At 38.8% G+C, this 12965-nt stretch carries 10 protein-coding genes; 4 read left to right on the top strand and 6 right to left on the bottom strand.

What is annotated here, in order from left to right:
* The first annotated feature begins 4 nt into the window (after positions 1–4).
* Both CH362_RS16740 and CH362_RS16735 read left to right on the top strand, forming a co-directional pair.
* Positions 5–2521 carry a circularly permuted type 2 ATP-grasp protein gene (locus tag CH362_RS16740; protein ID WP_100711464.1) on the top strand — a complete coding sequence of 839 codons (2517 nt, stop codon included), beginning with the start codon at positions 5–7 and terminating at the stop codon, positions 2519–2521.
* Complete coding sequence (locus CH362_RS16735) at positions 2514–3419, top strand: transglutaminase family protein (protein ID WP_100711506.1); 906 nt, start codon at positions 2514–2516, stop codon at positions 3417–3419. The genes CH362_RS16740 and CH362_RS16735 overlap by 8 nt, the downstream gene beginning before the upstream one ends.
* A 52-nt stretch (positions 3420–3471) precedes the next feature.
* On the opposite strand, the gene CH362_RS16730 is transcribed toward CH362_RS16735, so the two are convergent.
* Complete coding sequence (locus CH362_RS16730) at positions 3472–4560, bottom strand: fatty acid desaturase (RefSeq protein WP_100711463.1); 1089 nt, start codon at positions 4558–4560, stop codon at positions 3472–3474.
* Between the two features lie 175 nt (positions 4561–4735).
* Here CH362_RS16730 and pyrE point away from each other — a divergent pair, with 175 nt between their 5' ends.
* Positions 4736–5293: an orotate phosphoribosyltransferase gene (pyrE, locus tag CH362_RS16725; protein ID WP_100711462.1), complete on the top strand. Its 558-nt coding sequence runs from the start codon at positions 4736–4738 to the stop codon at positions 5291–5293.
* Positions 5293–6012 (top strand): hypothetical protein, encoded by a 720-nt coding sequence (locus CH362_RS16720; RefSeq protein ID WP_100711461.1) that lies wholly within the window; start codon positions 5293–5295, stop codon positions 6010–6012. Before pyrE ends, CH362_RS16720 begins: the two co-directional genes overlap by 1 nt.
* Here the strand turns inward: CH362_RS16720 and CH362_RS16715 are convergent.
* The 5 genes from CH362_RS16715 to CH362_RS16695 all read right to left on the bottom strand — a co-directional run bounded on the left by CH362_RS16715 (position 5999) and on the right by CH362_RS16695 (position 12963).
* Positions 5999–6949 (bottom strand): hypothetical protein, encoded by a 951-nt coding sequence (locus CH362_RS16715; protein WP_100711460.1) that lies wholly within the window; start codon positions 6947–6949, stop codon positions 5999–6001. The two genes, CH362_RS16720 and CH362_RS16715, sit on opposite strands and share 14 nt — an antisense overlap.
* A 49-nt stretch (positions 6950–6998) precedes the next feature.
* The gene (locus CH362_RS16710) at positions 6999–9506 is read right to left on the bottom strand and encodes an ABC transporter permease (RefSeq protein WP_100711459.1); all 2508 of its coding nucleotides are present in this window, start codon (positions 9504–9506) and stop codon (positions 6999–7001) included.
* On the bottom strand, positions 9503–10210 hold the full coding sequence (locus CH362_RS16705; RefSeq protein WP_100711458.1) for an ABC transporter ATP-binding protein: 708 nt from the start codon (positions 10208–10210) through the stop codon (positions 9503–9505). Before CH362_RS16705 ends, CH362_RS16710 begins: the two co-directional genes overlap by 4 nt.
* A 227-nt stretch (positions 10211–10437) precedes the next feature.
* On the bottom strand, positions 10438–11559 hold the full coding sequence (locus CH362_RS16700; RefSeq protein WP_100711457.1) for a SpoIID/LytB domain-containing protein: 1122 nt from the start codon (positions 11557–11559) through the stop codon (positions 10438–10440).
* Between the two features lie 60 nt (positions 11560–11619).
* Positions 11620–12963, bottom strand: a complete 1344-nt coding sequence (locus tag CH362_RS16695) for a class I SAM-dependent RNA methyltransferase (RefSeq protein WP_100711456.1) — start codon at positions 12961–12963, stop codon at positions 11620–11622.
* Positions 12964–12965: the final 2 nt, after the last annotated feature.

Below are 12965 nucleotides of genomic sequence, written 5' to 3'. Positions count from 1 at the left end.
GAAGATGAATCAGAGAACTTCCCAAGCCGCAAATCTTCTCTCCGGATATAAGCCTGCTCCAGGAGTCTATGACGAGCTATGCCTCCCTGACGGAAAGTCTAGGGACAAATACGAATTTTTACTTCGTTCTTTAAATAATCTAGGTGGCGCAGAATTAAGAAGGCGCAAAGAGGATAGCCTCCGCATCTTAAAAGAAAGCGGAGTAACGTATAATGTTTACGGAGACGAAAGAGAAAGAGCCTGGGGACTGGATCTTTTTCCTCTTCTCATGGACAGTAAAGAATGGGATGGGATCGAAAGAGGTCTTGCCCAAAGATCCGAACTACTTAACGAAATCTTAAAAGACGTTTACGGTCCTAAAAGGGCTTTATACGAAAAAAAGATCCCTCACGAGATCCTATTCCAATCCGGTGGATTTTTAAGAGCATGTGCTCCAGTTTATGATTTTACAAATTTCCGTTTGGCATTTCTTGCCACAGATATCAGCCGTGATAGCCAAGGTAATTTTTATGTAATTGGAGATCGAGTCCAGGCTCCTTCCGGTTCGGGATACGCTTTAGAAAATCGTATTGTTCTTTCTCGTATTTTTCCTTCTCTTTATAGAGACTCTCAAGTTCATAGGGTTGCATTATATTTCAGGGCATTAAGAAGAACTTTAAATTCATTTTCTTCTAATAAAGATAGAGAACCACTAACTATTCTTCTTACTCCAGGCCCTGGAAACGAAACTTATTTTGAGCATGCGTATCTCGCAGGATATCTGGGATATACTTTAGCCCAGGCAGAAGATCTAACTGTTAGAGATAATAAGGTATTTCTGAAAACGATAGAAGGTTTACAACAAGTGGATGTGATCTTCCGTCGTGTGGACGATTGGTATATGGATCCTCTTGAGTTAAAGGGAGATTCTCTATTGGGAGTTCCTGGTATTTTAGGAGCAGTGAGAGCAGGGACTATCACTGTTGCAAATCCAATCGGTTCCGGATTTTTAGAGAATCGCGCAATTCATGCATATCTTCCTAGTCTATGTAAATTTTATTTGGGAGAGGATCTTATCCTTCCAAATGTTCCAACTCTTTGGATGGGAGATGAAAATTCTCGCAAAGAAGTATTCTCCAATCCACATAAATATACGATTAAGCCGGCAATTCGTTCTCCTTTGGATCCTTCTGTCTTTCTTTCTACTTTGAAAGAAAGTGAAATGCTGGACCTAAGAACCAAGGTAGAAGCAAGACCAGAACGTTACGTGGCACAAGAAATTCTCACAGGCTCTACATCTCCAATTTTTTCAGGCGATTCAGAAGAATTACTGATCGGTAAATCAGTCTTAAGAACTTTTACCTGTCTTTCCGAGAATGGATATACAAGCATGCCTGGTGGACTCGTGAGGGTTTCTACTAAGGCGGATGAACTTATTATCACAAACCAAAGAGGAGCCATTTCCAAGGATCTTTGGATCTTAGCTTCGGAAGAGAAGAAGGAGTTCAGTCTTCTCCCTGGCCAGATAGGAAGAATGCCTATCAAAAGAAAAGGTTCCGGTATTCCGAGTAGAGTTGCAGACAATATGTTCTGGATGGGACGTTATGCGGAACGTGCAGAGAATATGTCTAGGCTTCTTAGAGAGACAGTTCATAAGATCTTGGAAGCAGAAGAGTCTTACGAGAAAGAACAATTCTCTATTTTACTTGGTATCTTGGACCAACTTTCAGGATTTAGTCTCGGGTTTTTCGAAACAAATGGATTGGATTCTTTGGATTCTATCCGAGAGAAAATTTTCCAATTAGCGACTTCTCCTTATTCTTCCGGAAGCATCCGCCATGACTTGAATTTTTTTGTAGGAAGTACGAAAGCGGTTCGAGACAGGATTTCCGACGATACACGTTATTTGATCTCCAGATTAGAATCAGAAACTCCTAGAAATTCAAGTTACGACGAAGTGTTGGAATACCTACAAAAGCTTGTGAATCTATTTGCCTCTCTCTCCGGACTTGCGAATGAAAGTATGAGCCGCGAGACTGGATACTTCTTCCTGGATATGGGAAAAAGATTAGAAAGAGCGCAGTTCATAGCAAGGCTCTTACTTTCCACAATCGAAAGATCTTCTGTATATAATAAAAGTATATTCGAAAGTCTTTTGAATGTGAACGATATTCGGATCACTTACAGAAGACGTTATAAATATAGGGTAGAAGCAGAATCAGTAGTGGATATTCTGATCTTCGACGAAAGTAATCCTCGCTCACTCGCATTTCAGTTGGAAAGATTAAGAGAGAATACATTATTCTCTTCTTCCGGAAAAGACGAAGAAATTTCAGAAGAGATCCAAAGACTCACAGATGTTTTAGTTCGTTTCAGCGAAGAAGATGCAAAACGACTTTTCGAATATGCGGATCCAGCCGGAGGACTTCGCAGATGGCTCGAAGATATTCTTTCCCAATTGAAATCAGTCTCTGACGCAGTTGCTACGAAATACTTCCGCTATGTGGAAAACCAAGTTAGATTGGGAGGACCTTATGGCTGAGTATTCAGTTCGTCACCTGACACATTATACTTACGAGAAGGAAGTTTCTCATTGTTTGAATCTGGCTCATCTTTGTCCTACATCTAATGAGAGACAGATTTGCAGAGAGTTTAGAATAGAAATTCTTCCTAAACCTAAATATACTGAATTCAGAACCGACTATTTTGGAAATACTGTATATTCATTTGCAGTGGAAACACCTCATAATATTCTGTCAGTCACTGCAGAAGCAAAAGTTTTTACTTCTGAACCTGAGAATAAAAAAGACCAAGCTATAATCTCTGCCTCTGAAATATTACAAAAACTGAAAACAGTTACTGAAAAAGAAGATATAGAAGCAATGGAATTTGTAGGAGACTCTCCTTTCGTAAGTCGTTCCGTTTCTTATAAGAACTTTTTAGAAAAATATCTGCCAATGGATCGTCCGTATCAAGAAGCTGTTTTGGAATATGTAAAAAGATTTCGAGAAGACTTTAAGTTTAAGGCAGGAAGTACTAATATTTATACACCCTTGGACGAGGTACTTGAAAAAAAAGAGGGAGTCTGTCAGGACTTTACTCATCTTTCTGTGGCTGCTTTTCGTTCTATGGGTTTGCCTTGCAAATATGTTTCAGGTTATATAGAAACGTATCCGCCTCCTGGAAAACCTAAATTAAGAGGAAGTGATGCAACTCATGCTTGGATTTCTGTTTATTGTCCCGGTCAAGGTTGGTTCGACTTCGATCCTACAAATGGAAAAGCGATCACCGATGAGTATATTCATACTTCTTTAGGCAGAGATTTTTCGGATGTTTCTCCGTTGAAAGGGATCTTATTCGGAGGAGGGAAACATAAATTGAAAGTAGAAGTGGATGTTTCTCAGTTAGGAGACCCTAACGCTATCGGAAACCATATTTGAATGAAAAAAGCCCTCCCGAAGGAGGGCAATGGATCAGGTACTGGGAATAATATCAGACCGGCGCAAGATCTCCAGAAACGAATCTTTTCCAAGTGTTCAATGCCACTTTATAATCAGACTCAGCTTCTTTAACGGCCTTTTTGCCCGCTTCTTCTTTCGCAGATTTTAAAGTAATCATTCTGGCTTGGCTTTCCTGAACGGAATTACGCAAAGCCTCTAATCTTTCTTCAAATCCTTGATTTAAGGTTTGAGATTTAGCTTCTAATTTTTCACGTAGAGCCTTCTCTTCCATTATCATTTTTTTGCGCAAGATCTGTTCTTCAGAGATAGTCTTTCTATCACTTGCTAAACCAAAGAATGCGAAAGTATTGATCAACCATTTGGTCGGATCATAATCAAACCAACGGATACCGTTTCTGTAATCGGCTTGGAACTCATGGTGGAAATTATGATATCCTTCTCCAAAAGTAAACAATGCGATGAGCCAATTGTCTTTAGCAGTATGTTTATCAGAGAAAGGTTGATCTCCTTTATAATGAGCCAAAGAGTTAATGAAGAATGTCATGTGGTGGTTCACAGCAATTCTTAAAGAACCTGCTAGTAACAATCCACCCAATGCATCTCCCCAAAGGGCGCAAAGAAGAGTAGGGAACAAAAATCCCATGAAGATAGCGATCGGATAATAATGATCGTCTTGGAATTTCACCCATTTGTCTTCGTAAAGATCGTTCACATTAACTGGGGTTCTATGATCTCTATTCTCGAATAACCAAAGAATATGAGCATACCAGAATCCTTTTGTGATCGCATAAGGATCTTCTTCCTTATCTACAAATCTGTGGTGAATTCTATGATCAGAACTCCATTCGATCACTGATTGTTGGAACGCAGCCGCTCCAAAAAGAATATAAAACAGTTTTACTGGCAAAGAAGCTTTATAAGCTCTATGCGAAAATAGACGGTGGTATCCCCCGGTGATCGCAAGCCCGGTTGCTGCGGTCATAAATAGATACACAAGCCATGTGTTTAATGGAATACCTCTAGTAAATAATAAGGCACCCGTCCCAATGACCCCGATGATCGGAGTCGCTATTAAGAAGATTGTGGTCTTCAACGCTAATTTCTTTTTCGTTTGTTCCATGTCGGCTTTCCCGTCTTGGTTTTTCTGATAAGAGCAGAATCGAGGGTCTAGGTTGCGAAAAAATTCAGAAATTTAGAATTTTTCCCCGTGGCTCCGATCCGGCTCAAAAATCTGTTTTTTCCTGAGGAGTTCCTACTATCATGGAATTCCGGGCGATGCCCGAGGGAGATCCGCTTTGAGGGAAGAATTATTTCAACTCATTCAAACCCACGCCTATCGTTTCCGAGAGGAACCGTTCACCCTGGCCAGTGGTAGAAAATCCAGGCATTATTTTAATTGTAAGGAAATCACTCTCCATCCTCAAAGATTAGAATTACTTTGTAAGTATATTGTGGAAAAACATCTCCCAGAATCCGGTCTGGACTCAGAAGAGGCGTTCGGTGGTCTCACAATGGGAGCAGATCCTATCTGTTTCGGGATCTCTTTAGAATATCGTAAACAATCCAAGAACGTATTCCCTTTGATCGTCAGAAAACAAGCCAAGGACCATGGCACCAAAAATTTGGTAGAAGGTGGAGTAAACGCGGTCAAATCCTGTGTGGTGGTGGATGACGTGATCACTACTGGAGGTTCTACCTTGCAAGCGATCAAAAGTTTGAGAGACGCCGGATTAGAAGTAACTGCATGTATCTGCATTTTGGACAGAGAAGAAGGCGGCAAAAAGGCAATCGAAGACGAAGGGATCAAAGTTTTCCCTTTGTTCAAAAAATCTGAATTCGGAAGTTTAGACTAATGTCCGTATTTAATTACGATTCTCCCGTTTTTAAGAAAAAACTACTGATCCGCACTGGACTTGTTGTTTCAGTTTTTGTAATATTCATTGGAGTGAGTTTTGTTCAGGTAGAATTGGACAAAAGATCCGCATTTCTTTCCATGTATCTTCTCTTGAGCGGAGTGCTTATACTTCTTCTTTTAAAAAATTACAGAAGGCAGTTAAAAGTATTAGAAGGTGCCAAGGTAGAATTGGACTCTTCTTCTTTAAAACAATGGAACGCGAAAGGCCAATGTATGGAGTTCGAATTCCGAGACCTTGAAAGTATCGAAAAAGATAGATTTAGGGGTTACGAAAGAATTATACTCATCTCTAAACAAGGAACTTATATCCCGATTCTAAATTTGGAAAATATGGATCAGTTTTTAAGTGAATTAGAGAAGAAGTCCGGCAAAAAGGCAAAAATTTTTGAAGAAGATACAAAAGTACTAAGTTGGAAAACTTTAATCGCATTCTTACCTTCACTTGGTGCTGCAATCGCTTTCGGAAGCGGATATTGGAAAGAAAAACAAGACGCACTCTTTATCGTATTCGTAGCGAATGCACTTTTGTTTTTAATCTATTTTCCTAAAGATAGAATGGACACTGGATATTCGGCAAGAAGGCGTTATATCTTTATCTTAGTAGTATTATTGATCGTTTTAGTTGCTCGATATTTCGAGTGGGTTAATTTTGGATAGAACCTGAATTGGTAATACCTTTCAGGATATTCATTTTTTTCTGAGCAAGTCTTCTTAGTTCAGTCATCTCTTCCGTAAAATTTTGTAAGATAGGATCCAGATGTATATGGTTCTCCATAGTCTGGACACTATCTCTCACATATTTTAGATCATCAAAACTTACTAATTTTCCGCCTAAGATAAGTTTTCTCACAGTATCAAATTCATATTTTCTCAAATGAATACGGACTAAAAACTCCACTGAAAATTTAGAAGTAAGCCTGGACCAAGGACTTTTAGGGTTAAATGCTACATCGTTAGATGCAACTGCATCAGCTGCTCTTTTAAAACCTAAAGGAGAACCTCCACCTCCGCCTAAAGAAGTGATCTCGTAATCTGGAATGTCTCTTGCAACTGCAACAGGAGTCCCACTTCTTTCCAATAATTCTGATAATAAATTTCTGCGTCTATTATCATCATAATCATTCGGGGCAGAAGTGAGAACCCTTTGGTATTCTTCCAACATCACTGCGATATTGATAAACCTTCCCAAAGGAGTATTATTATGTTCTTTGATCTTAGGGAATAATTCGCGCGTGATCTGGAAGGGAGATTTTCTTTTATAATAAGTGGCCTCATAGGCCTTCTCCAATTTTTTCTCCGCAAAACCTTTCAGTTCATTTACGATCTTTAGGTCAGCGTAGATATACGCATCCACTCCCTGATCTTGGTCCCTGGCACTTTTGGATTGTTCCGGAAGAACGATCTTTATAATAAAAATATACTTAGCTTCCCGGAGCATTTCCAGGGTTTGTCGGATCTCATGCACATCCCTGGAAAAGAATGCGATCATATCTTTCAAAAAAGAATCGGAAGAAGGGATACGATTGTCTTCTTGCAGGTTGATCTTTTTGATCTCTTCCGCAAGTTCCAGGGCGATTTCCAGCTGAGTAGCCATTGAAGGAATAACTTACTTCCGGGCTAGTTTTGAATCAAGATAGTTTTCCTCATTCCGGACTGAGCTGGAAGCTCATTTTTCTCAATAAACGCAGAGGGTAAACCGCTGAAATCCAACCCAGGATAGGTGCAAAAATTAGGATGAGGATCGGGGTTTCTGGCAAAAAGGAGAAGGTGAGTGTCCAACCGAACGCATTCTTATTCACCACATAAAGAATGATAGGAGACATGATTAGAGAAGAAATGATCCCGAAGAATGCACCGAATCCAGTCAGATAAACCGACTCAGTTTTCAGGATAATCCCAAGTTGATCCTGAGAGGCTCCCAAATATTTGAGAAGGCCCAAAATCCTACGTTTATCATATAAGGTATGGACCAGAGAAGAAAGTAGGGAAATGACAGAGATCAGAATTGCAGTCGCTTTAAGTGAATCCAAAACTCTGAACACTTTATTGATCTCGTATAGATAAATTTCCCTAAGTTGTGTAGAATCGAGTAAGATCAGATCTTTGTATTCTGGATCAGACTTCATAAAATCCATAATTTTCTTTTTGGAATATTCTACACCGGACGTATCAGAATATTCTTTCTTTAAGAAAAGTTTAATAGAGTTTAAGGTCTTAAATTCGAAATTTTTTTCATAGGAACGGACGTCCATCATCACTGTTCCTTTTTCAGAAAAGAAATGTTCTTTGATCCCTTTGATATGAAAATTTTTCTTACCGAAAGGAGTTTGGGCGACTAAAACATCTCCCACTTTTAGTTTTTTCAAATGAGCCATATTGGAAGAAATTAAAACATCGGTTTCTTCTTTTACTTCATTTTCAATTCTTTCTGCTTTGTCTTGGTAGACTGAAAAATCATAAGCGTGAATGATAAAATTTCCCTTATCTGTATCGAATGAAGTATTTACCAAAAATCCATCCAGATAAGAACTTACTCCTAAATCTCTGATTTTTTCTGGAAGATCTTTTGGAACTCCACCGTGGATACCTGAATGGAAAAAGCGATCATTGATGATCGTAAAATCGGAAGGATATTCTGAATCTACCCAATCATTCAGGGATTTTTTATAACTGTCCGTAAGAATGGTTAAGCATAAAACCAAAGAAACTGCAAGCATCACAGTTGCCGCAGTCAAAGTGTTTCTTCCTGGATTTTCTTTTAATTCTTCCAGGCCTATTCTGAAAAAAGGAAAACTTTTATCACTTCTATCTAGAATTTTAGAAACACCCGAACTGAATAAGGATAGTAAATAAGGAAAAGAGAATGTGATTCCAATTGTCACACCTCCCACGCCAAGTAAACCTGGGAGAGGAAGTTTCCAGGGAGAAGGAATGTTGGAAATTCCTAAAGAAGCAAAAAACAGGATCCCACCATAAATTGCTAATCTTGAATTCGGGATCTGTCTTTTTTCTTTTTGGGAATCTCGTAAGATGGAAAGGGGAGGAACCTTTCCTGCTCGTATCGCAGGATAAACCGAAGAAATAACTGAACCTAAGATCCCGAGTCCCGCAGCGAGACCTAAATCAAAAAGAGAAATAGAACTATAAGTTGCTAATAAATTTTTATCTACAAGCCCAGACTCGGGACGAAAAAAATCTAAACCAGAGAAGAATATTCCAAATATAATCCCTAAAATTGTACCGATACTTCCGAGCAAAACTGACTGGCTTAAAAAAAGAAAAATAGAAGATTTTACATCCAATCCCAATGTTCTTAAGATCCCCAATTCTCTTTCTCTACTCAAATACAAGCCGGTCATAGTATTGGAAACCATGAAGAATGCGATCAAAAGTGAGATAAAAGAAATGATTAGAAGATTTAATTGGAAAGAACGAAGTGCATTCGCTGATTTTTCTTGGATCTCTTCAGAGGTTTCTATTTTGATATTTGCACCTAAGATCTTTTGTAAGTTTTCTTTCGTTTGAAAAAGATTTGGATCAGACGATCTTAAAAGAAGATAATCCGGTCCATTTAACTCGATGAGTTTTTCTTGGATCAAAGAAATATCTTCGATGATCAAAAATCCGCCTTCCATATCTACCGAGATATAATCTTTAAATTCCCAGTTTTTTCCATTTAATAGAAGAGAAAAAGGGCGCCCCTTATATTTATCTGCTAAGGATCTAGACACATACGTTTTTTCTAATGGACCAGAAGATTCGGATCCTGTGCCATCTTTTAAGGGAATGCCTAAATGTTCTTTGGTTAAGTCCATTCCCATATACAGAACTCTTAGATTATCTGAAGAAATTCCTTCTTGTTGTATTCTGGGTCTGACTGCGGAAATATTTCTAAGATCTGGATGAGAATGTATTTCGGAAAGGATTTGCCAATCAAGGCTTTGGCCGGGTCTACTTGGAGAAATTTTTAGATTAAAATCTCCTTTCAAATACCCCATGGAAAAATCGACGAGGGACTTTTCTGCTTTGTTTGCATTACTTGTTGTGGATAAGAATAGGCCTACACCTAGTGAAATTCCTAAAAGTGCGAATATAAATCTGGGAAGATGAGTTTTAAAATATTCGTATAAGAATAAGAAATACAGATTCATACAAGATCCAAGGCCGGATTTTGTTCATGTAGGATGAGCCCGTCTTTCATCTTAAGTCGGATCTTTCCTTTTTCTCCGATCTCTCTATCATGAGTTACTATGAATAAGGAAAACTTCTCCTTCTCTTGTAACTCCAGCAGAAGTTCTAAAATTTTATGAGCGTGGTACGTATCTAAATTTCCGGTAGGTTCGTCTGCCAAAACAATGCTTGGTCGTTTTGCGAGCGCTCTTGCAATTGCTACTCTTTGTTGTTCTCCACCGGAAAGTTCATCCGGTTTATGTTTGAATCTATGGGTAAGATCAACCTTCTCCAATGCTTCTTTAGCAATTTCTCTTGCCTTTGATTTTCCTAAACCTGAAATATAAAGAGGTAAGGCCACATTTTCCAAAGCGCTTAAATAAGGAAGAAGGTGAAAAAATTGGAAGATGATCCCTGTTTCGTTCCTACGATATTCTGTAAGTTCTTGTTCTGTAAAATTGCTTAGGTTTTTGCCACCGATCCAAACTTCTCCTGAATCTGCTTGGTCAATCCCAGAAAGAATATTCAAAAATGTAGATTTGCCCGAACCTGATGGACCCATCAAAGTTAAAAAAGTATCTGCAACGTCTAGATTGATCCCTTTCAGGACCGGAACGTTTTGTTTTCCATTTATATAGGACTTGGTTAGATTTCGGATTAAGATCTTGTTTGTCGGATTCGACATGATCCTATTTTGCATTCTCTAGGAGAGGACGCAAGGAAAAGAAGGGTAGAAGAGGCGCAGAGTTGAATGGGAACCCGAGAAATTCTCACGCAGAAAGGCAAAGTTGTAGAGAGGAAAGTCAGGGATTGTTAGAGAATATAATAGTTATATAGATTTAAAATAAGTTTGGGGACAAAGCAGTCTCCGGAGAACAACTCTCTGTTCTCCGTGTTCTCTGTGTGAAAAAATTACCTAGTGATCCTAGCGAATTCAATTCCTTGGTAATAATGACGAATGATCTCGGCGTAGGTAAAATTTTGTTTCGCCATACCGAAACTTCCCCATTGGCTTAAGCCTACACCGTGACCCGCGCCCATACCCTTGATCAAAAATCCTTCACTTTCTCTCTTGATACCGAAACGAAGAGACTTCACAGAAGTTCCTAGTAAACTGCGGAATTCTTTTCCTTTAATCTTAGAAGTCCCTTGTTTACCAATCACTTCTAAAAGATCCACTCTACCGGAAGGAGTTCTGGAAAGAACTTGGACAGATTGAATAGAACCAACACCTAAGGAAGAAAGAGTTTGGTCCATTTTATCTTGGTTTAAAATTTCTTTCCAAACGAAATTATCACCTGCTTCATCAAATCTGGAAGGAACAGATTCTAAGTAAGGAAGTCTTTTTCCACCCCAAACCTGGTCTGGAGTTTCGGTCCTTCCTCCACTATTAGAATGAAAGAACATATGAATAGGATCATCTTCATAAACTGCAAGAACACCTTCTGTATCACGAACAGCTTGAGTGGTTCTTGGATTTTCTTTAACCATACCAGAGTAGGCTTGTGAATTCACAGTGGATTCCACATCATAAGCAGTATCCTTTTTGTTCAGGATCTCTCTGATTGCATAAGTTCTGGAACAGATTGCTTGTGCTTTTAAAGCCTCAGTTGGCCAGCCAGCAGGAACTTCTGAAGGAACAACAGAATATAAATATTCTTCTAATGGAACTCTATTGATGAGTAGAACGTTGCCATTCTTATCAGGTTGGAGTAAAATTTCTCCTCTGAACTTTCTTCCCTTATATTCCAAACCAGGATTGTCCGCTACGAAACGGATTGGAGCTTTCAATTTTTTAGCATCCAAAGAAATCATATCATATGCACGTTTGATCAGAAGATCATTCACATCATATACGAAAATTACTCCATCCGCTTTGATCATCAGATCAGATTCTGCTTTTCCTAAGAAGACTCTGATCTTTTCGGAAGTTTTGATAGCGTTCGGAGCATTCCAAGGGCGGATGATGACGGTATTACAGCCCCAAGCCGCCAAAATTAAGAATGATAGAATGATAGTAGAAAGTCGTTTCATAGGCACCTGTCGGTTTCGTATACCTTTGGTACTTACTATCGAAGGAAAATCGGATTCCCTTCAGCGATTTTTAGGGGAGAAGATGGATACTGCTTCCAAATGAGGAGTTTGAGGGAAGGGATCGCAGAGTAGGAACTCCTCCATTTTGTAGGATTCTTCCAAAATGCGGGCATCTCTCAGCAAGTTTTCAGGATTACAGGAAATATAAATCAGTTGGGAAACAGGGTTAGAATTTAAGAAGGCGCATAATTCGGGAGAAAGACCGCTTCTGGGGGGATCTGCGATCACTACTGAATCTTTCCAAGGAAGATTCGCAGAGTTCATTTTCTCCAAACCTTTTTTGTGAAATAGATCAAACGCAAGAAATTCTATCTTTTTGTCCGGGAAAATATCCTGTAGGAACTCCTCACCTGCAGACACGGAAGAAGATATAATATCGATCCCCAAGATCCGTGAAAAATTTTCCCCAAATAGAATGGAAAAAAATCCACTTCCACAGAAAAGATCTGCAAGATTCTCCGCTGGTTTAATCTTAGATTTAATAAATTCTAAAATTTTAATGAACTCTTTAGGATTTGGTTGGAAGAATCCATCAAAAGGGATTTTGAACTTTTTACCCCAGATCTCTTCTATCAAATAAATATTTCCTCTGATAGCAATCGCTTCTCCTGAGGCAGAAATTTCTCCTTTTTTGCGATTAAAACAGAATACTATGTTTTTAGCACCAAGGATCTCTTTTGCTTTTTCAGCCACTTGATTCATCAGATCTTCATTTTTGAAATCTTCTGTGAATGTAAGGATACTCATCGAGTCATCGTTAAACACTGATTTTCGAAGAGTAAAATACTTAAGGTAACCGGTTTCTTTTTTGCGATCATATTCTAATTCAGGAAAACATTCCAAAAGTTTTTGGAAAAGAGGCATTTCAGAATTTGCCCAGTCAGTTTGGATGGAACAGTTCGCTATTGGAACAATCCTTCTGAAATTTCCTGACATTCTTAAACCAACAACCCGTCCAGGAAAGACTGCAAAGTCCATACGATTTCTGTAAGAGTAAGAAGATTCGGCAGGAGATATACCTTTGTTGATAGGACTGAAATTTTCTAATCCTTTAAGGATTGGTTCAGATGTTAATTTGAATTGTTCAAGATAGGGTAGGTGTTGACCGGAACATCCACCACATTCTCCAAAACTTGGGCATTGAGGAGAAGATACTCTTGGCTCTAAATGAGTAGGATTCCATTTATAGAATACCTTTCTTTTTCCGAATTTGTATACTTCGTATACATCTCCGGGAAGAGAATAAGGGATTTCTATTTTTCTTTTTCCTAATGTACCTTCTCCTCTTAAGTTGGGTAGAAGGTTTTCAATTTCTAAAACTCCGAAAGGTTCCTGGTCAAACATGT

Origin of the sequence: Leptospira saintgironsiae, assembly GCF_002811765.1 — a bacterium.
GTDB lineage: Bacteria > Spirochaetota > Leptospiria > Leptospirales > Leptospiraceae > Leptospira_B > Leptospira_B saintgironsiae.
The sequence above is the reverse complement of the archived record's forward strand: the minus strand, read 5'-3'. Positions and strand labels throughout refer to the sequence as shown.

Bases quoted from the DNA above. Each gene is read 5' to 3' on its own strand.
- CH362_RS16740 (WP_100711464.1), top strand. From the start codon at position 5: ATGAATCAGAGAACTTCCCAAGCCGCAAATCTTCTCTCCGGATATAAG.
- CH362_RS16710 (WP_100711459.1), bottom strand. From the start codon at position 9,506: ATGAATCTGTATTTCTTATTCTTATACGAATATTTTAAAACTCATCTT.
- CH362_RS16720 (WP_100711461.1), top strand. From the start codon at position 5,293: ATGTCCGTATTTAATTACGATTCTCCCGTTTTTAAGAAAAAACTACTG.
- CH362_RS16705 (WP_100711458.1), bottom strand. From the start codon at position 10,210: ATGTCGAATCCGACAAACAAGATCTTAATCCGAAATCTAACCAAGTCC.
- CH362_RS16730 (WP_100711463.1), bottom strand. From the start codon at position 4,560: ATGGAACAAACGAAAAAGAAATTAGCGTTGAAGACCACAATCTTCTTA.
- CH362_RS16735 (WP_100711506.1), top strand. From the start codon at position 2,514: ATGGCTGAGTATTCAGTTCGTCACCTGACACATTATACTTACGAGAAG.
- CH362_RS16700 (WP_100711457.1), bottom strand. From the start codon at position 11,559: ATGAAACGACTTTCTACTATCATTCTATCATTCTTAATTTTGGCGGCT.
- CH362_RS16715 (WP_100711460.1), bottom strand. From the start codon at position 6,949: ATGGCTACTCAGCTGGAAATCGCCCTGGAACTTGCGGAAGAGATCAAA.
- CH362_RS16695 (WP_100711456.1), bottom strand. From the start codon at position 12,963: ATGTTTGACCAGGAACCTTTCGGAGTTTTAGAAATTGAAAACCTTCTA.